This is a genomic window from Bordetella sp. (assembly GCF_057362025.1).
On the sequence record NZ_JBMQQZ010000064.1, the window covers coordinates 58,552 to 80,644 of the forward strand.

A 22,093-nucleotide genomic window follows, 5' to 3' on the forward strand; every position below is an offset into this window, starting at 1 on the left:
GTTCTCCTTAACGCCTGGACCCGAATGACCACCAAAAACACGTTGAAGGATAACGCAGTACCGCTGCGCAAGCGATTGCGGGAGGCGCGCGCATCGCTGAACGAGGCGCAGCGTCAACGCGGCGGCCTGCTCATGCGTGGCCGGCTGTTCACCTGGGTGGCGCTGGCGCGCGAAGCAGCGCGCAACGCCGGCCGCCCGGGACCTTCCGTCATCGCCGCCTACTGGCCGCTGCAGGACGAGCCGGATCTGCGGCCTTTGCTCACACAATGGGCGGAAGCGGGCATCACCGTGGCCCTGCCCGCCGTGCAGGGTGCCGGCCAGCCCCTGGAATTCCGCCCCTGGATGCCGGATGCGCCCATGCAGGAAGGGGCTTACGGCATCCAGGAACCGTTGCCCGGCGCCACCGTCATCCCCGATCTGATCCTGGTACCCACGCTGGGGTACAGCGGGCAGGCCGACCGGGTCGGCTACGGCGGCGGGTACTACGACCGCACGCTGTCGGCGCTGAAGACGGCGGGACATGCATTCACGACGATCGGCATCGCCTGGACGGTCGGACGACTGGAGGATACTCACATACCCGAGGCCCACGATGTCCGGCTGGATGCCGTCCTGACACCCGATGGCTGGGTGCCCAAGGCCCCCTGACCGACGGAGACATACCCACGCCGCGTCCGCCACCTCGCCGGGCGCCGCACCATCACGGTGCGCTGCCCGGCGCCGGCGGAACGCCGGCAACGCACCAGGTCGGCGCCCCATGCGCTTTCCCCCATAACCGCAAAATTGGCACAAGTGTTGCTTCCATTGCGGTGTAACAAGCGATGCCGGCCATCGCCTCAGGCAAAGGGCGAGACCGGCCGCCCCTGACAGGAGGAGCGCAACCATGGACCAACCGTCCGGCACCATCCGCGCCTACGACGAGATGTACGACAGCGCGGGCGAAGTGCGTCCGCATTACAGCGCCCTCGGGCAATGGCTCGCGACCCAGACCGACGAGGTCATGGCCGCCCGACGCCTGGAAGCCGATTTCAATTTCCGCCGGGTGGGCATCACGTTTTCCGTGGCCGGCGACGAAGCCGGCACCGAGCGCCTGATCCCCTTCGACCTGATTCCGCGCATTATCCCGGCCGCCGAATGGCGCCATCTGGACGCGGGACTGAAGCAGCGCGTGCGCGCGCTGAACATGTTCATTCACGACATCTATCATGGCCACGACATCGTGCGCGCCGGCATCGTGCCGGCCGAACAGGTCTTCCTGAACGCGCAATACCGCCCGGAGATGCAGGACGTCGATGTCGCCGAAAACATCTACTGCCATATTGCCGGCGTGGACGTGGTGCGCGCCGGCGCCGGCGATTTCTACGTCCTGGAGGACAATCTGCGCGTCCCGTCCGGCGTGTCCTACATGCTGGAAAACCGCAAGGTGTCCATGCGGCTGCTGCCCGATGCCTTCAGCCGCCTGAAGGTGGGACCGGTGGCGCACTATCCGGACCTGCTGCTGGACAACCTGCGGGAAGTCGCGCCGCGCGGCAACGACGATCCCACCGTGGTCGTGCTGACGCCCGGCATGTACAACTCCGCGTACTTCGAACATGCTTTCCTGGCGCAGCAGATGGGCGTCGAGCTCGTCGAGGGCCGCGACCTGTTCGTCGACCACAATACCGTCTATATGCGCACGACGCGCGGTCCGCGCCGCGTGGATGTCATCTACCGCCGCGTCGACGATGATTTCATGGATCCGCTCTCGTTCCGCGCCGATTCCGCGCTGGGCGTGCCGGGGCTGATGTCGGTCTATCGCGCCGGCCGCATCACGCTGGCCAACGCCGTCGGCACGGGCATCGCCGACGACAAATCGACCTACCTGTACGTCCCGGACATGATCCGCTTCTACCTGGGCGAGGAACCGCTGCTGCAGAACGTGCCCACCTGGCGTTGCGCGCGGTCCGACGAGCTGTCCCATGTGCTGGCCAATATGCATGAACTGGTGGTCAAGGAGGTGCATGGGGCGGGCGGCTACGGCATGCTGGTGGGGCCGGCGTCCACGCGCGCCCAGGTCGATGCCTTCCGCGAACGCGTGCGGGCCAATCCCGCGGCCTACATCGCGCAGCCCACGCTGGCTTTGTCGACCGTGCCTACCTACGTCGAAAGCGGCATCGCGCCGCGCCACGTCGATCTGCGACCCTACGTGCTGTGCGGCAAGGAAATCCATACCGTGCCGGGCGGCTTGTGCCGCGTCGCGCTGACCGAGGGCTCGCTGGTGGTCAACAGCAGCCAGGGCGGCGGGACCAAGGACACCTGGGTGCTGGAGGAATGACCATGCTGAGCCGCACTGCCGACAATCTGTTCTGGATGTGCCGTTACATGGAGCGCGCGGAGAACATGGCCCGCATGCTGGATGTGAGCATGCAAATGTCGCTGCTGCCGCAGGACCCCGCGACACGCGAACGGTCCTGGCAGGCGCTGATGCGCATCTCCGAACTGCAAACCCTGTTCGACCAGCGCTATCCCGAGGGCAGCGCGCGCGACGTGCTGCGCTTCATGATGCGCGAGCCGGACAACCCGTCCTCCATCTACGCCTGCCTGCACGCCGCCCGCGAGAACGCCCGCGCGGTGCGCGGCAGCCTGACGACCGAACTCTGGGAGACCTACAACACCACCTGGCTGGAGCTGCTGCGCCACCTGCGCTCGGAGCTTCCCGAACGCAACCCGGGGGAGTTCTTCGAATGGGTCAAGTTCCGTTCGCATGTGGCGCGCGGCGTGACGCTGGGCACCATGCTGGAGGACGAGGCCCTGTATTTCATGCGCCTGGGCATGCACCTGGAGCGCGCCGACAATACCGCGCGCATGCTGGACGTCAAATTCCACGAATCCGACGATGGCGAAGCGGGCCGCACCGGGGCCCAGCGCGGCATGGCGGTGCGCGAGGAGTTCTACCGGTGGGCCGCGATCCTGGGTTCGGTCTCCGGACTGGAGGTCTATCGCAAGGTGTACCGCGACGTGGTCACGCCGGATCGCGTGGCCGAACTGCTGATCCTGCACGGCGATATGCCGCGCTCGCTGCTCAGCTCGGTGCAATCCGTCCGGGACGACCTGGCGCTGGTGTCCAACGCTCGTTCAGCCGAAACCGAACGCCGCGCCGGCATGCTGTGTTCCGAACTGCGCTATGGCAAGGTGGAAGACATCATGGCAGCGGGCCTGCACGACTTCCTGGAACGATTCCTGGAAAGGATCAAGGACCTGGGCAATCGCATCAGCCAGGACTTTCTGCTGCCGCTTTCGGCATAGCGAGGCGGCACGTCCGCCGCCACAGGAAAACGGCCATGAGACACTTCATCAAACACGTTACCCAGTACCGCTACACCGCGCCCGTCAGCTACAGCATCCAGACCTTGCGCCTGACGCCGCGCGGCGAGGACCACCAGCGCTCGCTGCGCTGGCACATCTACGCGCCGGGCGACCTGGCCGAACAGGTGGACGCCTACGGCAACACCACCCATACGCTGACGCTGAACCGCCAGCACGATGAAATCGACCTGCTGGTCACGGGCCAGGTGGAAATCGACCCGCTGACCGACGGCCTGCTCACCAGCGAGGAGAACCGGCTGCCGGTGGATGCCTACCGCGTGCCCACGCCGTTGACGCTGCCCGACGCCACGATCCTGGATTTCTGCGCGCGGGTCCTGCCGGGCGGATTGCGCGAGCCGGCCGATGTACTGAAGCTGGCGCAGGCGATCTCCGACCACGTCGCCTACGAGCCGGGCATCACGGACGTCACCACCGTGGCTTCCCAGGTGCTGGCGCTGGGCCATGGCGTCTGCCAGGACCACGCCCACCTGTTCCTGGCCTGCGCGCGCGCGCTGGGCGTGCCCGCGCGCTATGTCAGCGGCTATCTGTACACCGTTACCGACCATGCCGCCAGCCACGCCTGGGCCGACGTCTGGCTGCCTGGCGGAGGCTGGTGCAGCGTAGACATCACCAACCGCCAGTTCGCTTCCGACTGCCACTGCAGGCTGGCCGTCGCGCGCGACTACGATTCCGCCAGCCCGGTGCGCGGCGTGCGCCACGGCGGGGGCAACGAGTCGATGGTCGTTACCGTACAGGTACAGCAATAGGGGGTGATTGGCGTAGCGTGCCGGGGATAACTAAAATGTCGGGATTGCCTCTTGTCGAGCATCCATGACTTACTGTGTCGCGGCCCAGTTGCACGAGGGCCTGGTTTTTCTCGCGGACTCACGCACCAATGCCGGCGTGGACCAGATCAGCGTGTTTCGTAAACTGAACGTTTTCGAACGTCCGGGCGAACGCGTCATGGTGCTGATGACCTCCGGCAATCTGGCCATCAGCCAGTCCATCATGACCATGCTGTCCATGCACGACAGCGCGGATCCCGGCTCCATCTGGAATGCGCCCAATATGTTCGAGGCCACGCGCATTGTCGGCGAGGCCATCCGCGAAGTGCACCGGCGCGATGCCGAGGCCCTGCACGAACAGGGCGTGGAATTCAACGTCACGCTGATCTTCGGCGGCCAGATCGGCCGCGAGCGCTGCCGGCTGTTCCAGGTCTATGCGGCGGGCAACTTCATCGAAGCACATGCCGAATGCCCCTACTTCCAGATCGGCGAATCCAAGTACGGCAAGCCCATCCTGGACCGGGTGCTGGAGCCCGGCACGACGCTGGACGAAGCGGCCAAATGCGCGCTGATCTCGATGGATTCCACGCTGCGCTCGAATATCTCTGTGGGGCTGCCGCTGGACCTGCTCGTCTATGAAGCCGATACGCTGCGGGTCACCCGCTTCGCGAACATCGACGAGAACAATGCCTACTTCCGGATGATCCGCACCAGCTGGGGCGAAAAGCTGCGCCAGGTGTTCGCGGAAATCGACGACCCGGCCTGGACCAATCCGGCGTCTCCGGACAGCCTGGTGCCGGCCGGACGCACGCACCAGCCGGTGCGGGTGCGGCCGGGCAGCTGCGAGCCCACGGACGTCGCACCCGTGCAGGCCTTGGCCGAGGGACGGGATCCCTCCCAGCGAAGCTGACCTCGCGCCGGCGGGGCTAGTTCGCGGATCGGCCGGTGATACCGCTTCTGGCGATGGCGCAGGTATCGTCGAGCAATTCCTCCGAGGCGCCGCGGTTGCTGGCAGCCGTCCCCTGGCCATGCCTGACGTCCTGGCCGGCTTCGCTGTCCAGAAAGGCAAAACCCGGCCGGCCGTCCGGCAACGTCACGGGGGCCATGAACAGCGTGTGGGGCAGCATGGAGCCGTCGGGATATACGTCGCGCGCCAGCAGGCGGACCGGATCCGTCCGCGCCAGTGCGGCGTCGTCCGTCAGGATGGCCCGATAGGCATATGAGCGGCCGGCCATCGGCGGCAGCCACGTCCACCGTTTGTCGCTCAGCGTGCCGATACGGTCGGCCAGCGTGGCCGCGACGTCGGGACGGATGCAAGTGATATGGATATGCAGCTGGTCCTGCGTTCGTCCATAGATGGAGTTGGCGGCGAAACCGACCTGGGTCCGCAACAGCGGCCGCTTCAGTACCTTTTCCACGTATCGCCGGTTCTCGTAGGCGGCGCGCCAGTAGTTGAGGCCCGCGACGACCCACAGCCGCGCGTCCTCGATACCTGTCAGCCGGTCCGTCGGCAATAGCAGAAAGGCATAGGGCTTGGCCGGGCTGTTGTCCTTCAGGAGCACATAACCGCCCTCCAGGTCGACACGGGCGCAGGCATTGGGCCGCGACACGTCGTCATCGGAGCCGGCCGCATCCGGCTGGTCGCGGCCGTCGGCGCCGCCCGCGCCACGCCGCGTCAACGCGGCCTGCACGCAGTGCCGGACGACTTTCCACAAAACGCCGCGCCGTTCGGTAACCGTCCACGCGGCGCCCGGCAGGGGACGCGTCACCGCATGCGGCGCCGATTCCCCCGCCGCGGCGGGGTCCATGGCAGCACCGAGCGCCAACGCCAACGCCAGCACGATCGACATATTGCGCGGCTGCACGGTCCGTCCCATCGCTATCGCCCACCATCCACAAAGGATGCCGGGCGCCATGGTATCAGGGGGAAATGACCGGATGATGGAATCCGGCCGGAGTCTTCGCGCCGCGCGATTCTTTCCGCGGCAGTCCCGCAGGCGCTGGTGCGCCGCGGGCCGCTTTCCCGGGGGATGAAGCTCAGGCCCCGGACAGATTCTTCCAGATGGCCATCGGGGCTTCGGCGCTGTTCAGCGTGTAGAAATGCAGGCCAGGCGCGCCGCCCTCCAGCAGCTTGCGGCAAAGCTCGGTCACCACGTCCACGCCGAAAGCGCGGATGGACGCCTTGTCATCGCCGAATTCGGCCAGGCGCAGGCGAATCCAGCGCGGGATTTCCGCGCCGCACATCTGCGAAAACCTGGCCAGCTGCGTATGGTTGGTGATGGGCATGATGCCCGGCACGACCGGTACGGAAACGCCCTTGGCCGTCACGCGTTCGACGAAGTCGAAATACGCGTCGGGATTGAAGAAATACTGGGTGATCGCGCTGTCGGCGCCCGCGCGTACTTTCTCGATGAAATGGTCCAGGTCGCTGGACGGGTTGTCCGCCTGCGGATGCATTTCGGGATAGGCGGCGACCTCGATGTGGAACCAGTCGCCGGTTTCCTGACGGATGAAAGCGACCAGATCGCGCGCGTACTTCAGTTCGCCGGCATCGCCGCCCATGCCGGACGGCAGGTCGCCACGCAGGGCAACCACCTGCCGCACGCCCTCGTCGCGATACGACGCCAGGATCGCGCGCAGGTCCTCGCGCGTGGCGCCGACGCAGGAAAGATGCGGCGCGGCGTCCACGCCCAGGTTGCGCAGCATGCGCACGGTGCCGGCGGTGCCTTCGCGCGTCGAACCGCCCGCGCCGAAGGTCACGCTGACATAGCGCGGATGGATGGCCAGCATCTGCTTGGCCGCGCGCAGCAGGCGCTCCTGCGCGGCGATATCGCGCGGAGGAAAGAATTCCAGGCTATACGCCGGCGTAGAGGTATCGGTCATTAGACGAGCAGCGAAGACAGCAGGTAGGAGATGATGCTGTAGAGAATCGCACCGATTACCGCCCACCAGAAGCCGTTGACCTGGAAACCTTTCAGGATGGACCCGGCGAACCAGAACAACAGCGCGTTAAGGACGATGAGAAAGAGACCGAGCGTGACAATGGTGATCGGCAAAGTCAGCAACACCAGCACCGGCTTGACCAGCATGTTCAACAGGCCCAGGACCAGCGCGGCGATCAACGCCGATCCGAAACTGGCCACGGCAATCCCGGGCAGCAGGTATGCCACCACCAGCAAGGCCACCGCATTCAGGATCCAGACGAGGATCAATGTCATGTTGGAATCTCCCGCATCGATTGGTTGAAAGGGACGGCCACCCGGCGTGGCCGTCCCCGCAAGACTACACCATCAATAGCGGTAGTGATTGCTCTTGAAGGGGCCGTCGACCGGCACGCCGATGTAGTCCGCCTGGTCGGGACGCAGCGTCGTCAGGTTGGCGCCGAGCTTCTTCAGGTGCAGGCGGGCGACTTTCTCGTCCAACTGCTTGGGCAGGACGTAGACCTGGCCCTTTTCGTAGGCATCGTTGCGCGTGAAGAGCTCGATCTGCGCGATCGTCTGGTTGGTGAACGACGAAGACATCACGAAGGACGGATGGCCCGTCGCGCAGCCCAGGTTCACCAGGCGGCCCTTGGCCAGCAGGATGATGCGCTTGCCGTCCGGGAAGATCACGTGGTCGACCTGCGGTTTGATCTCTTCCCACTTGCAGCCTTCCAGCGACGCGACATCGATTTCGTTGTCGAAGTGGCCGATGTTGCAAACGATGGCCTGGTCCTTCATGCGGTCCATGTGGACACGCGTGATGACGTTGTAGTTGCCGGTCGCGGTGACGAAGATATCGGCCTTGTCGACGGCCTCTTCCATGGTCACGACCTTGTAGCCTTCCATCGCCGCCTGCAGGGCGCAGATGGGATCGATTTCCGTGACCCAGACCTGGGCGCGCAGCGCTTGCAGGGCCTGCGCGCAGCCCTTGCCGACGTCGCCGTAGCCGGCCACGACGGCGATCTTGCCCGCCACCATCACGTCGGTCGCGCGCTTGATGCCGTCCACCAGCGATTCGCGGCAGCCGTACAGGTTGTCGAACTTGGATTTGGTGACCGAGTCGTTGACGTTGATGGCCGCGAAGGCGAGTTCGCCGCGCTGGGACATCTGGTACAGGCGGTGCACGCCGGTGGTGGTTTCCTCGGTCACGCCGCGGATCTGCGCCAGGCGGGTCGAATACCATTTCGGATCGCGCACCAGGGTGGCCTTGATGGCGGCGAACAGCACGCGCTCTTCCTCGCTGCCCGGCTTGGCCAGGACGGAAAGATCGGACTCGGCCTTGGCACCCAGGTGCAGCAGCAGCGTGGCATCGCCGCCGTCATCCAGGATCATGTTGGCGTGCTGGCCGTTGGGCCATTCGAAAATCTTGTGGGTGTAGTCCCAGTACTCGGACAGGGTTTCGCCCTTGACCGCGAAGACCGGCGTACCGCCCTGCGCGATGGCGGCGGCGGCATGATCCTGCGTCGAGAAGATGTTGCACGAGGCCCAGCGCACATCGGCGCCCAGGGCCTTCAGCGTTTCGATCAGCACGGCCGTCTGGATGGTCATGTGCAGGCTGCCGGCGATGCGCGCGCCCTTGAGCGGCTGCGCGGCGGCGTATTCTTCGCGCGTGGCCATCAGGCCGGGCATTTCGGTTTCCGCGATGGCGATTTCTCGGCGGCCCCAGCCGGCCAGGCCGATATCGGCGACGATGTAGTCGGAAACGGATTTATCGGAAACGGTGTTCATGGGTTGGCTCCACGTATAAACGGACGGCGCCACACCGCGGCCCGAAACGTGCGCAACACCCCGGCCGCTATTCGGCCGGAATGACACCAGATGATTTGGCGCGCCCGCCTCTGCCACGCATGCGACAAAGGTGAGCGCCGTTGCATGCCGCCACGCGATACGCGGGCAGCCGAACTTGAGCCTGAGCCTGGCGGGGCCTGCCATGCGCATTCCTTCTGCACATCGGCTGCCTTTCCCGTCGCAACGCTCCTCAGGCGTGGGCGATATTGTAGCGGGTCGCCGGGGTCAGCGGAACCAGCGCATTCAGCAGATCCGTGGCGATGGCGTCCCAGGTCCGGGTCAGCGCGTGCTGGCGTACCACGGCGCGATCCAGGGTGCGGGCCTGCAGGCAGGCCTGGCGCAGGTCGTCGCGCAGGCAGCCGGTCACGCCGTCCTCGATCACCGCCATCGGCGCATCGGTGCGGAACGCCGCCACCGGCGTACCGCAGGCCAGCGCCTCCAGCATGACCAGGCCGAAGGTGTCGGTCAGGCTGGGGAAGACAAAGACATCGGCCGCGGCGTAGTAGCCGGGCAGAACGTCGTCCGACTGCATGCCGGTGAAGCGCGCGTCCGGGTACTTCCGGCGCAGCCTGTCCTCATCCGGTCCGCCTCCCACGACGACCTTGCTGCCGGGCAGGTCCAGGGACAGGAAGGCGTCGAGGTTTTTCTCGCGCGCCACGCGGCCCACGCTCAGGAATACCGGCCGGGGCAGGTCGGCGAAAACGTCGCCGGCGCCGGGCTGAAAGCGCTGGGCGTCCACGCCGCGCGACCAGACCTGCAGATTCTTCAGGCCGTGGCGGCCCACGGTATCGCGCACCGTGGGCGTGGGCACCAGCACCCGCTGCGAGGGCTTGTGGAACCACTGCATGTAGCGCCAGGGCAGCCAGGCGGGTATGCCCATCCTTGCCTGCAGGTAATCGGGAAACATCGTATGGAACGAGGTGGTGAAGCGCCAGCCGCGGCGCAGCGCCATGCGGCGCGCGGCCAGGCCCAGCGGGCCTTCCGTGGCGATATGCAGGGCGTCCGGCACCACGTCGCCCAGCAGGCGCTTCAGTTGCCTGGCGGGCTGGATGCACAACCTGAGGTCCGGCTCGGACGGGGCCGGAACCGTGCGGCTGCCCTCCGGGCTGATGACGATCACCTCGTGCCCCCACCCGGCAAGGATCTTCAGCATGGTCGTCCAGGTGCGGACGACCCCGTTCACTTGCGGATGCCAGGCATCCGTTACCAGCGCGATCAGCATGGGCTTTTCCAGGAGTAGCCAGAAAGCCCCTATTTGGCACGGGGTTTATGACACCCGCGAGACAGTCATGAAGCGGTACGGATGCCGGGCGGCATGGGTATGCGGACACCGCGCGGCCAGGCCGCCGCTGCGGCCCGGCGGGAATGACGCCCTACGATGCCCTATCGGCGCGGGTATCCCTGCGCCTTGATGCGGCGCCAGACGGCCTGTTTTTCTTCATCGCTCATGGATACCCAATTCGCCACTTCCATGGCGGTCCGGCCGCATCCGCGGCAGACCTCGTCGAACAGCGTCGAGCACACCGCCACGCAGGGGGAATCGGTGGCGGCGAAGACACGGTCGGTTTGCGTGGCGGACGGGGGGCAAAGATCGGGTATCGGGTCAGGCATGATCGGAGAATAGCATCCGGCATGCGCCCGCTGGACGGCCCGGCCCACCCTGCTCAGGACAGAAAGCGCAGCGCCTCTTGGCCGATTTCCTCGGGCAGCTCTTCCGCCAGATAATGGGCGCCGTCCACGGCGTGGCCCCGGACATCCTGCGCCACGTTCTGCCACAAGGCCAGGACGTCGAAGTTGCGTCCCACCGCGCCGCGCGCGCCCCACAGGGCCAGCACCGGGCAGCGCAGCCGCCGGCCGGCGGCGCGGTCCTCGCGGTCGTGTTCCAGGTCTATCGTGGCCGAGGCGCGGTAGTCCTCGCATATGCCCGTCGGCAGGCCCGGCAAGGCGGCGCAGCGTTCGTACTCCGCCAGGGCGCGCGGATCGAAAATCGCCAGGCCGCCGGGGCGCCCGCCCATGATGGAACGCACGTAGAACACCGGGTCGCGGCCGATCATGGTTTCCGGCATCGGTGCCGGCTGGATCAGCCAGAACCAGTGGTAATAGGCCTGCGCGAAGGCGCGCGTCGTGTTCTCGTACATGTCCAGCGTGGGCGCGATATCCAGCAGCATCATGCGGGTCACGCGATCCTCGTGGTCCAGTGCCAGGCGATGGGCCACGCGCGCGCCGCGGTCGTGCGCCAGCACCTGGAAACGCTCGTGCCCCAGCTGGCGCATCACCTCGACCATGTCGGCGGCCATGACGCGCTTGGAGTGCGCGGCATGGTCCGGCGTCGCGTCCGGCTTGCCGCTGTCGCCGTAGCCGCGCAGGTCGGCCGCCACGCAGGTATGGCGCGCCGTCAGCGCCGGCCACAGCCGATGCCATATCGCATTCGTTTGCGGATGGCCGTGCAACAGCAGCAATGGCGGCCCCTCGCCCGCGACCCGTGCGGCGATATGCGTACCCTGCACCTCGAACCGGCGCACCGGTACGTCGAAAAGCGATGTCATCGATGGTTCTCCTGTTCCACGGCGAAGGCTCAACCGGCCTGTGCGAGCATGTCCAGCACCTCTTCAAGCCTGCCCACGTCCACGGGTTTGGGCAAATAATAGTCGAAGCCTGCCTTCGCGCCCCGCTCCATCATCGTGGTGGCGGTGTATCCGGACAAAGCCACCAAGACGGCCTTCGCCGTCGCGGGGGCCCGGCGCAGCGCGGCCGCGACCTCGAAGCCGTCCACATCCGGCAAGCCGATGTCGATCACCACGACCTGCGGCGCGAAAGCGGCGGCATGGGCCACGCCCGCCTCGCCATTGGACGCGGCAACGACGGTATGGCCGGCGTCCATCAGCAGCTGGCGCAGCGATTGCACCGCATCTTCATTATCGTCGATCAGCAGCACGCGCAGGCGTTCGCCGAGTGGCCGCGCCGCCCGTGCCGGCGGGGCCACCGACGTGGCGGGAGCCGGCAGCCTGGGCATGACGACCGTGAACACGCTGCCCTGCCCCAAACCTTCGCTGGCCGCGCTGACCGTGCCGCCATGCGCGGCCGCCAGCCGCTGCACCAGCGTCAGGCCGATGCCCAGCCCGGCGTCCTTGCGGCCCAGGCTGGTGTCGGCCTGCGCGAACAGGTCGAAGACCCTTGGCAGCATGTCCGGCGCGATACCGATGCCGTTGTCCCGGACGCTGACCTCCACGTAATCATCGCCGGGCAGCACCTGCACCTGGATCAGGCCGTGGTCGGGCGTATAGCGCGCCGCGTTGTGCAGAAGATTGCTCAGGATCTGCCGGAACCGCACGCGGTCGGCGCGGATCCAGACGTCTGCGGGCGCGGGCCGGTAATCCACCCGGTGCCCCTTGGCGTTGATCGCGCCCTGCGTCATCTCCAGGGCCTGCTCGATCAACTCGCCGATAGGCAGCGCCTGGTGGCTCAGTTCAATTTTTCCACGCGTGACCCGGGAGACATCCAGCAGGTCGTTGACCAGCCGTGCCAGTTGCTCGGTTTGCCGGGACACCAGCGCGGTCAGGCGTTGCGTATCGTCGGCGCTGGCGTTGCGCTTGCGCTTCATCAACTCCAGGGCGGTGCCGATGGCGGACAAGGGATTGCGCAACTCGTGCGCCAGCATCGCCAGGAATTCGTCCTTGCGTTCATCGGCACGCTCCAATTCGGCCTGCCGCAGATGCAGTTGCTCCAGCGTCAGCATCATCTCGCGGTTCTGCTGTTCCAGCTCTTCCACCGGCGTCTGCAGCTTGCGCCGCGCCAGCTTCTCGATGAGCGTGGCCAGCCCGTCCGGTTCGATGGGCGCCACGAAGGCCGGCAACCGCATCTCCAGCGTCACCGTCGTGCCCTTGCCGGGTTCCGAGTCGATGTGAAAGCCATCGACCAGGCGGCGCGCGCCAGCGATCCCCAGGAGCTGCTTGCCCTCCGGGCGATGCCGTCCTGCCAGAATGGCGGGCAGTTCCGCGATGCCTGGCCCCGTATCGGAGATGACCACCACGACGGCCTGCGACCCCTCGGCGCGCGGCGGGCGGAAATAGAAGTCGATGCGGCCGCCGCGGGCGTAGTCCACCGCATTGCGCGCGATCTCCGACACCGCGGTAACCAGCCGCGTGCGCTGCAGGTCGTCCAGCCCGAAAACGTCGCCGACCTGGCGCGTGCGATCGCGCGCGCCGACCAGACCCTGGTCGCTGGCGATACGGGTGCTCAGAATCCGGTGGTTCATGACGGGCAGCCCTTTATGACGACAACGGTTGCATCATCCGCGGACCTTGCGTAATCGCGATGCATCACGCCCGCGATCAAGGAAGGACGACGCGCCAGCAGATTGGGCTGCTGCGCCAGGTTCCAGCGCGACGACAGCCCGTCGCTGGCAAGCACCAGCACGGACGCCGGCGTCCATGCGTAGGATTGTTCGCGTATTCCGCGCACGCTGTAGCCGACGATGCCATCCATGGAGGGCAGCCGCCGCTGCTCCTGGTTCTGGATCAGTACGGCGCTGATGTTGCCGATCCCGGCGAAGTGCAGGGTGCCCAGCATGGGACGTACCACGGCAACCGCCATGACCACGCCGCGCGTGTGCTTGAGCGCCTTGTGGGCATCGCGCACGATGTCGTATGGCGTGGCGGTCGGCTCGCCCTGGTGGAATACGGATAACGCCTGCGTGGCGGCGAAGGCTGCCTGCGGCCCATGCCCCAGCCCATCCACCGCGACTATCCAGAACGCGCCGTCCACCCAACGCGCCGACCAGGCATCCCCGCAGGATTCCTGTCCCGCCTTGGGGGTCGAGAGGCCGCTGTAGTCGATCCTGCGCGCGCGCTCGGGCGGCGCCGTCGCCGCGGGCGGCTCGTCGTCCAGGCGGGCAAGCAGGGCAGTCCCCACCCCGTGAGCGGTGTGGATATCGAGATGCGAGGACAGGCGGGCGATGGCCCCCAGGCCCACGCCCAGGCTGGCGCGGGTGGAAAAGCCGTCCCCCATGCTCTGCTCCAGGGATGCGATGCCCGGCCCTTTGTCCAGGGCCAGGATCTCCAGGCCGCGCTCGCCCGCTTGCGGATAGGCACGGACCACGATGTAGCCGCCTCTTCCATACTTGACCAGATTGGTGGCGATTTCAGTCGCCACCAGTGCGGCCCTGTTCTGCAGGGTTTCGGACAATCCGCTGTTGCGGGCGGCCAGCACGGCCTGGCGCCGCGCGTCGAACACCTGGCTTTGCTCCGTGACGCTTATCGGCGTTTCCATTGCGTCAGACTCACACGGGTACCCTGTCCCGGTTTCGATTGAACATCAAATTCGCTAACCAGCCGCTTGGCGCCACCCAGTCCCAGCCCCAGGCTTTTCGCGGTGGAAAAGCCATCGGTCATGGCCTGGCCCAGGTCCGCGATGCCGGGGCCGCTGTCCTCGAACTGCAGATGCAGGCCCACCTGCCCATCGTCGTTGGACACTTCGCGTATGGTCATGCGGCCACCCTGGCCATGGACCAGCGTGTTGCGGCCGATTTCGCTAGCGGCGGTAACGAGCTTGGTACGGTCCAGCGTGCCGAACCCCAATTGGGCCGCCCATTCCTGTACCGTCCGCCGCACCATGCTCAACTGCTCCTGCGTACGGACCTCGAGTATGGTTTGCCGGTTTTCGATGATCACGCCGTATCCGACCGATAGCCATCGGATTGGCGCAGGAGCTCCATGCCCTTGTCGACGTTCAGGGCAGTCTTGATCCCGGTCAGCGACATGCCCAACTCGATCAGCGTGATGGCCACCGCCGGGCGCATGCCGACGATAACCGTATTCGCGTCCATGACGCGCGCCATCGATGCGATGTGCGCCAAGGTACGTCCGATGAAGGAATCGACGATCTCCAGGGCTGAAATATCGATAAGCACGCCGCGTGCGTGTGTCTTCGACAACTGTTGTGTCAGATCGTCTTGCAGGGTAATCGCCAACTGGTCATGCAGCTCGACCTGGATGGTAACCAGCAGGTAATCATTCAGCTTGAGTATCGGGATGCGATCCATGGCCTACGCCCTGTCGCGCGCCAGGCGGGCGACGTGCTGCCCCGTTTTGAACAGGGCAAGCCGCAACGCTTCCGAAAGCGTCGACTTGGTGATGACGTCGCCAAGCTCCACGCCAAGGTGAACAATGGTCTGCGCGATCTGCGGCCGGATGCCGCTGATGATGCATTCCGCGCCCATCAGTCGCGCCGCGGCAACGGTTTTCAGCAGATGCTGCGCGACCAGCGTGTCGACCATGGGTACGCCGGTAATGTCGATGATGGCGATCGTCGCCTCGTGTTCGACAATGCCTTCCAACAGGCTTTCCATGACGGTTTGCGTGCGTTCGCTATCCAGCGTGCCGATCAGGGGCAAGGCCAGGATGCCATCCCATATCTGCACCACCGGGGTGGAAAGCTCGAGCAGCTCCTGCTGCTGGCGCTGGATAATCTGCTCTCGTCCCTTCTGGTAGGCCTCGATGGTAAACAGGCCCAGCGCATCCAGGATCACGCTGAGCTTCCAGAATTCCTCCGACAATCGAGCCGGCTCGTCCTCGAATTCCCGGCGCAGCGCGGCAAGCAGCGGCTGCTTGAGCGAAAACACGAAGACCGCGGTCTCGGAGGGCGAGAAACCCTGCAGGGCACGGCTGCGCGACAATGCCGCGAGGAACGCGCGGACCTCGTCCCAGCCCGCACCCTGCATGCGCGGGTCCATGCTTTCCTGGGCCGCCGTGGTGAAGACACTGAGGAAATTGGCGCACTGGGCGCGCAGCTCCGTATCGTTGATCAGTCCCTTCGCATTGGAGGACTCCAACTGCAGGGCGATCCACTCCTTCAGGACGGTCTGCTCCGACTCACGCACGACAGCGGACAAGCTGTTGCCAGATACGCTCACTTATTGCTCCAGGAAGAACGAAATAGGGGATACGGGCCGTCCGTTCGAGCATGCAGGGCAAGCGAAGCGGGGCCGGAACGACGCACAGATTAACAGGCTGGCGGGCGGGCGCATTTGCGGCGCGTCCGCTTCATCAATAAGGATGAGCAGAAAAACGAAAAGCCGCGAACGTTGCCGTCGCGGCTTCACGCGAACCGGGCCGGGACGGCAACCGTCCCGACGCCCGTGTTCGTCAAGCGGCCTTTTTCAGCGCCGCGGCCTTGTCCGTGGCTTCCCACGTGAACTCGGGCTCCGAGCGGCCGAAGTGGCCGTAGGCGGCCGTCTTCGAATAGATCGGACGCAGCAGGTCCAGCATGTTCACGATGCCCTTGGGCCGCAGGTCGAAGTGCTCGCGGACCAGCTTGGACAGCTGTTCGTCCGGGATCACGCCGGTACCGGCGGTATAGACCGTGATGTTGATGGGTTCGGCCACGCCGATGGCGTAGCTGACCTGCACTTCGCACTGCCGCGCCAGGCCGGCCGCGACGATGTTCTTGGCCACGTAGCGCGCGCCATAGGCGGCGGAACGGTCGACCTTGGACGGGTCCTTGCCCGAGAATGCGCCGCCGCCGTGGCGGCAGGCGCCGCCGTAGGTGTCGACGATGATCTTGCGGCCGGTCAGCCCGCAGTCGCCCTGCGGACCGCCGATGACGAAGCGCCCGGTGGGGTTGACGAGGAAGCGGGTCTTGGTCGTGATCAGGCCGGCGGGGAAGGACGGCTTGATGATGTCTTCGATGACCGCTTCGCGAATGGTTTCCTGGGACACTTCAGGCGCATGCTGGGTGGACAGCACCACCGTGTCGACTTCGGCGGGACGGCCGTCGACGTAGCGGAAGGTCACCTGGGACTTGGCGTCCGGACGCAGCCACGGCAGGCGGCCGTCCTTGCGCAGTTCGCTCTGGCGCTGCACCAGGCGGTGCGAATACCAGATCGGCGCGGGCATCAGGTCGGGCGTTTCGTCGCACGCGTAGCCGAACATCAGGCCCTGGTCGCCGGCGCCCTGGTTCAGATAGTCTTCCGAGGTACGGTCCACGCCCTGCGCGATGTCCGGCGATTGCTTGTCGTACGCGACCAGGACCGCGCAGCCCTTGTAGTCGATGCCGTATTCGGTATTGTCGTAGCCGATGCGCCGGATCGTATCGCGCGCAACCTGGATGTAGTCGACTGTAGCGGAGGTGCTGATTTCACCGGCGAGCACCACCAGGCCGGTGTTGCACAGCGTTTCGGCGGCGACACGGGCATTGGGGTCCTGCGTGAAAATGGCGTCCAGGACGGCATCGGAGATCTGGTCGGCGACCTTGTCCGGATGGCCTTCGGAGACGGATTCGGAGGTGAAAAGATAATCGCTGTGTGCCACGGTTAGGCTTCCTTGCTGGGCCGGAGGGACGCGAACGACCCGCGGCCGGATTGACGAAAGGTGCGTTGCACCTGGGATCGCAATCGGCAAGACCTTGACCATGGCGCGACGCTTTAGCGGATTTTGCGTGCGCGGAGCCGTCGGATTGGATTCCGTCGGACCCGGCGCGCGTCGCCCCGCAAGTTGTCGGTTAACTCGGCGACCTTGTCTATTTTAAGCGAAAATGGCGGCTTTCATTCGTCCTCGTCGCATGCTGCTCGTCGCCCTGTTCCGCCTGTTGGCCCGCCTGCCGCTATCCGTGCTGCATGGCATGGGGCGCTTTTTCGGCGTACTGGCCTATTTCTGGCCGGGCAAATACCGCCAGCGCCTGCGCGCCAATGCCGCCCAGGCGGGCTATCCCGACGCCGCCTTCGCCCGGGAAGCCGCCGCACAGGCGGGCGCCATGATCTTCGAAATGCCCAAGGTCTGGTTCCAGACCGAGCGCTGCCTGGCCCGCGTCCACTCGGACGACGAAGCCATCGTGGACGCCGCGCGTGCCGAGCAGCGCGGCGTCCTGTTCATGACGCCCCACCTGGGATGCTTCGAGATCATGGCCCGGCATCTGACCCGCCAGTCGCCGCTGACGGTGATGTTCCGCCCGCCCCGCAAACCGGCCCTCGCGCCCCTGCTCGACGCCGCGCGCAATACATCCAGGCTGCGCGCCGTGCCCGCCACGATGCAGGGCGTGCGGGAATTCGTGCGCGCGCTGCGGCGCGGCGAGGGCGTCGGCATGCTGCCGGACCAGGCACCGAAGGAAGGCGACGGCGTATGGGCGCCCTTCTTCGGCCGCATGGCCTACACCGTGACCCTTCCCGGCAAGCTGGCTGCGGCCAACGATGTGCCGGTCATCCTGACCGCGGGCGAACGCCTGCCGCGCGGACGCGGCTGGCGCGTCCACTGTATCCGCGTGCCGGGCCCGCTGCCCGCCACGGCCGAGGCGCAAGCCGCGCTCTTCAATGCGACCATGGAAACCCTGATCCGCCGCTTCCCCGAGCAATACCTGTGGAGCTACAACCGCTACAAGGCCCCGCGCGGGGCCCCGCCGGCGCCCGACACGGTGGACGCCGCGGCGCCGGTTCGCGGGGGCGACGCGGGCAAGGGAATCGGTGCCCTGGCCGGCAACCCGGACAGCGCCAGCGGGGATCGCGCCGGATGAGCAGCATCAAGCATCGCGCCCTGGTCGCCCTGTTCTCCTGGTTCGGCCGCGTCCGGCCCGCCACGCGCCTGCGCGCCGGCGCCATCCTGACATGGTTCACGCTGGTGTTCGCCCGCCGTCGGCGCCGCATCGTCCGCATCAACCTGGACCTCTGCTTTCCCGAAGAAAGCAGGGAAACGCGCGAACGCTGGCTGCGCCAGCACTTCCGCGCGCTGTGCCAGTCGGTGGTGGACCGCGGCGTGCTGTGGTACGGCACGCCAGAGGCCATCCGCGACATGGTGACGGTTTCCGGCCATGAGGAATTCCTGCGGCTGGGCCGGGAAAAGCAGCCGCTGATCCTCCTCGCGCCGCATTTCATCGGGCTGGACGTGGCGGCCACCCGGCTGACCATGGAATCCCCCACCGGCGCCACCATGTACACGCCCCAGCGCGATCCGGCCGTCGACGCCATCGTGCGCGCGGGGCGCACGAGATTCAACGAGGTCCACCTGGTCAGCCGCAAGGACGGCGTGCGCGGCCTGATCCGGCACCTGCGCGAGGCCCGGCCGGTCTACTACCTGCCGGACATGGATTTCGGGCGCGACGGCGCCATCTTCGTGCCCTTCTTCGGCGTGCAGGCGGCCACCATTCCGGCCACCGCCCAGATCGCGCGCAAGTGGAATACGCCGGTCATCCCAGTCATCGAATTCTGGGATCCGCGCACCGGGCGCTATCACGTCGAGGTCCTGCCCGCGCTGAAGGACTTCCCGGGCGAGGACACGCTGGAAGAGGCGACCGCACGCCTGAATCGCGAACTGGAGCAATGGGTGCGCCGCTGTCCCAGCCAATACTATTGGGTGCATCGGCGGTTCAAGACGCGGCCGGCCAGCGAAAAGAAGTTCTACTAACGCGTCCCCGCGTCAGCGGGATCGCCGCAATCCCAAAGCGGGCCGCCCCCCCGCCACCGGACCATCCCGCACGGTCGGCGACGGCGGGATCGCCGGCAATGTCCTTCCAGGGGCCATCGACGCGTGGGCTTCCGGATTGGGCGATAATGCGACGATGATCTGGCACTTCACCAAAATGCACGGCGCCGGCAACGACTTCGTCGTCCTTGACGGTGTGCGGCAGTCCATCGACATGACGCCCGAGCGCGCCCGGGCGCTGGGCGACCGTCACTTCGGCATCGGCGCGGACCAGATCCTCCTGGTCGAGCCCGCCACGGTACCGGACGCCGATTTCCGCTATCGCATCTTCAATTCCGACGGCAGCGAAGTCGAACACTGCGGCAACGGCGCCCGCTGCTTCGTGCGCTTCGTGCACGAAAACGGCCTGTCCGACCGCAATCCGCTGCGCGCCCAGATTGCCACCGGCATCCTGGTCCTGGACGAAGGCGACGACGAACAGGTCACGGTGGACATGGGCAGCACCCGCTTCAGCCCCGCGGACCTGCCTTTCGATGCCGCGGGCCTGGCATCGCGCACGCAAGGCCAGGACACCCTCTATACGCTGCCCCTCGCGGCCGGGGACGATGCCCCGCCCGGACTGCCGGCCAGCGTGGAAATTTCCGTGGTCGCGATCTCGAATCCACATGCGGTGCAGCTGGTGGAAGACGTCGATCGCGCACCCGTGCACCTGGTCGGACCGGCCGTCGAATCGCATCCACGCTTCGCGCGCCGCGTGAACGCCGGCTTCATGCAGGTCATCGACCGCCACGACATCCGCCTGCGCGTCTACGAACGCGGCGCGGGCGAAACCCTGGCCTGCGGCACCGGCGCGTGTGCGGCGGTTGCCGCCGGCATCCGCCGCGGCCTGCTGGACACGCCGGTCCGCGTCCAGGCACGCGGCGGCATGCTGACGGTGGACTGGGACGGCCAGGCGCTGCGCATGACCGGCCCCGCGACTTCCGTCTACACCGGCGCGGTCGATATCGACAAGCTCGTCTTTTCCATGGCCCTGAACCGTTAAGCGCACCGTACCCCACACATGACCGATAACGCCCTCAGTCCACAGCATGTCGCCGATTTCCTGCGTGACAATCCGGATTTCTTCACCTCGCACGCCGATGTCTTCGCCGCCATGCAGGTGCCGCATCCCCACGGCATGGGCACGATATCGCTCGGAGAACGGCAAATCCTGATGCTGCGCGAACGCAATCGCGAACAGGAATGGCGGCTGAACGAGCTGATCCACAACGCGAACGCCAACGAAGGCATCAGCACCCGGCTGGGGCAATGGTGCGCCCGGCTGCTGGCGGAAACCCAGATCGACCGCATCCCCGGCGAGATCGCGCTGGGGCTGGCTCGCGAATTCGACCTGAACGAGGTCGGCCTGCGCCTGTGGCGCCTGGCCCAGGTGCCGCAAACCGGCTACGGGGAGCCTGTTTCCGACGACGTGCGTACCTTCGCGGATAGCCTGAAATCCCCTTATTGCGGCACCGACACGGAATTCGAAGCCGCCAGTTGGCTTAGCGCCAAGCCACGCTCGCTGGCCCTGATCCCGCTGCGTCCGGGCGCCGATGCGCCCACCGTGGGCTTGCTGGTGCTGGGGTCCAACGACCCGGAACGCTTCGCACCCGATATGTCGACGACCTTCCTGGACACCGTCGGCAAGCTGGCATCGGCAGCGCTGCGGCGGCTGGCCTGAGCCGGACGGGGCCGCGCGCCATGGATCGCCCGCTGCCCGCGCCGATGCAAGCGTGGCTGGCACACCTGGCCGCCAACCGCCGCTACTCCGCGCACACCCTGGACGGCTACGGGCGCGACCTGCGCCACCTGGCGGAACTGGCGGGCGACGTCCCGCTCGACCGGCTGGCCAATGGCCATATACGGCAATTCGTGGCGCGCCTGCACGCGCGCGACCTGGGACCGCGCAGCCTGGCGCGTGCCTTGGCGGCATGGCGCGGCTTCTATCAATGGTGGGCGCCGCAGGCCGGTTTGGCCGGCAACCCGGTGGCCGGCGTGCGCGCGCCCAAGGCGCCGCGTCCGCTGCCCAAGGCGCTGTCGGTGGAGCAGGCGCAGGCGCTGCTGGAACGTCCCGCCGCCGGCGGCGGACATGACCCGGTGGCCCTGCGCGACCAGGCCATGGTGGAATTGCTGTATTCCAGCGGACTGCGGCTGTCGGAACTCACCAGCCTGGACTGGCGCTATGAACGCGGGCCAGACCATACCTCGGCAAGCTGGCTCAATCTGGATGAACGCGAAGTGGTGGTGCTGGGCAAGGGCGGCAAGCAGCGCTCCGTGCCCGTCGGTGCCGCCGCGGTGAAAGCCTTGCGCGAATGGCTGCCGGCGCGCGCGGCCCTGCTGGGGCCGCGTTCCACGCCGGCCGACGCCGCCGCCCTGTTCCTGGGCGCGCGCGGCCACCGGATATCGCCGCGGGTGGTGCAATCGCAACTGGCGCGGCTCGCGCGCGGCGCCGGGCTGCCGGTACACGTGCACCCGCACGTGCTGCGCCACAGCTTCGCCAGCCACGTACTGCAGTCCGCGCAGGACCTGCGCGCCGTACAGGAAATGCTGGGCCACGCCAACATCTCGACCACCCAGGTCTACACGCGGCTGGATTTCCAGCATCTCGCACAGGTCTACGACAAGGCGCACCCGCGCGCCGGCCGCAAGTCCTGACGTTCCGCCGGCCCGGCAAGGCGACGGCGATGCCAGGCCTTGCAGCCCGCGTCCGGCGACACCTTCAAGGCCTCAAAGCATCAAGGTTTCAAGA

At 66.7% G+C, this 22,093-nt stretch carries 23 protein-coding genes and 1 riboswitch; of the genes, 10 read left to right on the forward strand and 13 right to left on the reverse strand.

What is annotated here, in order from left to right; genetic code table 11:
• Positions 1 to 24: 24 nt before the first annotated feature.
• The 5 genes from ACO1P8_RS12545 to ACO1P8_RS12565 all read left to right on the forward strand — a co-directional run bounded on the left by ACO1P8_RS12545 (position 25) and on the right by ACO1P8_RS12565 (position 5,040).
• Positions 25 to 648 (forward strand): 5-formyltetrahydrofolate cyclo-ligase, encoded by a 624-nt coding sequence (locus tag ACO1P8_RS12545; RefSeq protein ID WP_486296210.1) that lies wholly within the window; start codon positions 25 to 27, stop codon positions 646 to 648.
• A 235-nt stretch (positions 649 to 883) separates the two neighbouring features.
• Positions 884 to 2,314, forward strand: coding sequence for a circularly permuted type 2 ATP-grasp protein (locus tag ACO1P8_RS12550; RefSeq protein ID WP_486296211.1), 1,431 nt, complete (start codon positions 884 to 886; stop codon positions 2,312 to 2,314).
• A gap of 2 nt (positions 2,315 to 2,316) precedes the next feature.
• Positions 2,317 to 3,285 (forward strand): alpha-E domain-containing protein, encoded by a 969-nt coding sequence (locus ACO1P8_RS12555; RefSeq protein WP_486296212.1) that lies wholly within the window; start codon positions 2,317 to 2,319, stop codon positions 3,283 to 3,285.
• Positions 3,286 to 3,320: 35 nt separating this feature from the next.
• Positions 3,321 to 4,112: a transglutaminase family protein gene (locus tag ACO1P8_RS12560; protein ID WP_486296213.1), complete on the forward strand. Its 792-nt coding sequence runs from the start codon at positions 3,321 to 3,323 to the stop codon at positions 4,110 to 4,112.
• Between the two features lie 64 nt (positions 4,113 to 4,176).
• A complete protein-coding gene (locus ACO1P8_RS12565) occupies positions 4,177 to 5,040 on the forward strand; it encodes a proteasome-type protease (protein WP_486296214.1) in 864 nt (287 codons plus the stop codon).
• A gap of 16 nt (positions 5,041 to 5,056) precedes the next feature.
• Here ACO1P8_RS12565 and ACO1P8_RS12570 read toward each other — a convergent pair whose 3' ends face one another.
• The 13 genes from ACO1P8_RS12570 to metK form a co-directional block, all read right to left on the reverse strand.
• Positions 5,057 to 6,007 (reverse strand): CDP-diacylglycerol diphosphatase, encoded by a 951-nt coding sequence (locus tag ACO1P8_RS12570; protein WP_486296215.1) that lies wholly within the window; start codon positions 6,005 to 6,007, stop codon positions 5,057 to 5,059.
• 160 nt (positions 6,008 to 6,167) lie between these two features.
• Positions 6,168 to 7,013 carry a methylenetetrahydrofolate reductase [NAD(P)H] gene (gene metF / locus ACO1P8_RS12575; RefSeq protein ID WP_486296216.1) on the reverse strand — a complete coding sequence of 282 codons (846 nt, stop codon included), beginning with the start codon at positions 7,011 to 7,013 and terminating at the stop codon, positions 6,168 to 6,170.
• The gene (locus tag ACO1P8_RS12580; protein WP_486296217.1) at positions 7,013 to 7,348 is read right to left on the reverse strand and encodes a phage holin family protein; all 336 of its coding nucleotides are present in this window, start codon (positions 7,346 to 7,348) and stop codon (positions 7,013 to 7,015) included. Before ACO1P8_RS12580 ends, metF begins: the two co-directional genes overlap by 1 nt.
• Positions 7,349 to 7,420: 72 nt before the next feature.
• Entirely contained in the window at positions 7,421 to 8,839 is a 1,419-nt protein-coding gene (gene ahcY / locus ACO1P8_RS12585; protein ID WP_486296218.1) for an adenosylhomocysteinase, read from the reverse strand.
• 125 nt (positions 8,840 to 8,964) lie between these two features.
• A riboswitch (S-adenosyl-L-homocysteine riboswitch) is annotated at positions 8,965 to 9,097 on the reverse strand.
• Complete coding sequence (locus ACO1P8_RS12590) at positions 9,090 to 10,121, reverse strand: glycosyltransferase family 4 protein (protein ID WP_486296219.1); 1,032 nt, start codon at positions 10,119 to 10,121, stop codon at positions 9,090 to 9,092. Its footprint overlaps the riboswitch before it by 8 nt.
• A gap of 161 nt (positions 10,122 to 10,282) precedes the next feature.
• A complete protein-coding gene (locus ACO1P8_RS12595) occupies positions 10,283 to 10,510 on the reverse strand; it encodes a DUF1289 domain-containing protein (protein WP_094844204.1) in 228 nt (75 codons plus the stop codon).
• Between the two features lie 53 nt (positions 10,511 to 10,563).
• Positions 10,564 to 11,445, reverse strand: a complete 882-nt coding sequence (locus ACO1P8_RS12600; RefSeq protein WP_486296220.1) for an alpha/beta fold hydrolase — start codon at positions 11,443 to 11,445, stop codon at positions 10,564 to 10,566.
• A gap of 29 nt (positions 11,446 to 11,474) precedes the next feature.
• Positions 11,475 to 13,154 carry an ATP-binding protein gene (locus ACO1P8_RS12605; RefSeq protein ID WP_486296221.1) on the reverse strand — a complete coding sequence of 560 codons (1,680 nt, stop codon included), beginning with the start codon at positions 13,152 to 13,154 and terminating at the stop codon, positions 11,475 to 11,477.
• Positions 13,151 to 14,167 (reverse strand): SpoIIE family protein phosphatase, encoded by a 1,017-nt coding sequence (locus tag ACO1P8_RS12610; protein WP_486296222.1) that lies wholly within the window; start codon positions 14,165 to 14,167, stop codon positions 13,151 to 13,153. The genes ACO1P8_RS12605 and ACO1P8_RS12610 overlap by 4 nt, the downstream gene beginning before the upstream one ends.
• Positions 14,152 to 14,568: an anti-sigma regulatory factor gene (locus ACO1P8_RS12615; protein WP_486296223.1), complete on the reverse strand. Its 417-nt coding sequence runs from the start codon at positions 14,566 to 14,568 to the stop codon at positions 14,152 to 14,154. The genes ACO1P8_RS12610 and ACO1P8_RS12615 overlap by 16 nt, the downstream gene beginning before the upstream one ends.
• Positions 14,565 to 14,939, reverse strand: a complete 375-nt coding sequence (locus ACO1P8_RS12620) for an STAS domain-containing protein (RefSeq protein ID WP_486296224.1) — start codon at positions 14,937 to 14,939, stop codon at positions 14,565 to 14,567. The genes ACO1P8_RS12615 and ACO1P8_RS12620 overlap by 4 nt, the downstream gene beginning before the upstream one ends.
• A 3-nt stretch (positions 14,940 to 14,942) precedes the next feature.
• On the reverse strand, positions 14,943 to 15,809 hold the full coding sequence (locus ACO1P8_RS12625; protein WP_486296225.1) for an STAS domain-containing protein: 867 nt from the start codon (positions 15,807 to 15,809) through the stop codon (positions 14,943 to 14,945).
• A gap of 232 nt (positions 15,810 to 16,041) precedes the next feature.
• On the reverse strand, positions 16,042 to 17,205 hold the full coding sequence (gene metK, locus ACO1P8_RS12630) for a methionine adenosyltransferase (RefSeq protein ID WP_486296226.1): 1,164 nt from the start codon (positions 17,203 to 17,205) through the stop codon (positions 16,042 to 16,044).
• Between the two features lie 253 nt (positions 17,206 to 17,458).
• Here metK and ACO1P8_RS12635 point away from each other — a divergent pair, with 253 nt between their 5' ends.
• From ACO1P8_RS12635 to xerC, 5 genes are all read left to right on the forward strand, one after another.
• Positions 17,459 to 18,400, forward strand: a complete 942-nt coding sequence (locus ACO1P8_RS12635) for a lysophospholipid acyltransferase family protein (protein ID WP_486296234.1) — start codon at positions 17,459 to 17,461, stop codon at positions 18,398 to 18,400.
• Positions 18,397 to 19,287 (forward strand): lysophospholipid acyltransferase family protein, encoded by an 891-nt coding sequence (locus tag ACO1P8_RS12640; protein WP_486296227.1) that lies wholly within the window; start codon positions 18,397 to 18,399, stop codon positions 19,285 to 19,287. The genes ACO1P8_RS12635 and ACO1P8_RS12640 overlap by 4 nt, the downstream gene beginning before the upstream one ends.
• A gap of 136 nt (positions 19,288 to 19,423) precedes the next feature.
• On the forward strand, positions 19,424 to 20,347 hold the full coding sequence (gene dapF, locus ACO1P8_RS12645) for a diaminopimelate epimerase (protein ID WP_486296228.1): 924 nt from the start codon (positions 19,424 to 19,426) through the stop codon (positions 20,345 to 20,347).
• Between the two features lie 18 nt (positions 20,348 to 20,365).
• Entirely contained in the window at positions 20,366 to 21,025 is a 660-nt protein-coding gene (locus ACO1P8_RS12650) for a DUF484 family protein (RefSeq protein WP_486296229.1), read from the forward strand.
• A gap of 20 nt (positions 21,026 to 21,045) precedes the next feature.
• The gene (xerC, locus tag ACO1P8_RS12655; RefSeq protein WP_486296230.1) at positions 21,046 to 21,999 is read left to right on the forward strand and encodes a tyrosine recombinase XerC; all 954 of its coding nucleotides are present in this window, start codon (positions 21,046 to 21,048) and stop codon (positions 21,997 to 21,999) included.
• Positions 22,000 to 22,093: the final 94 nt, after the last annotated feature.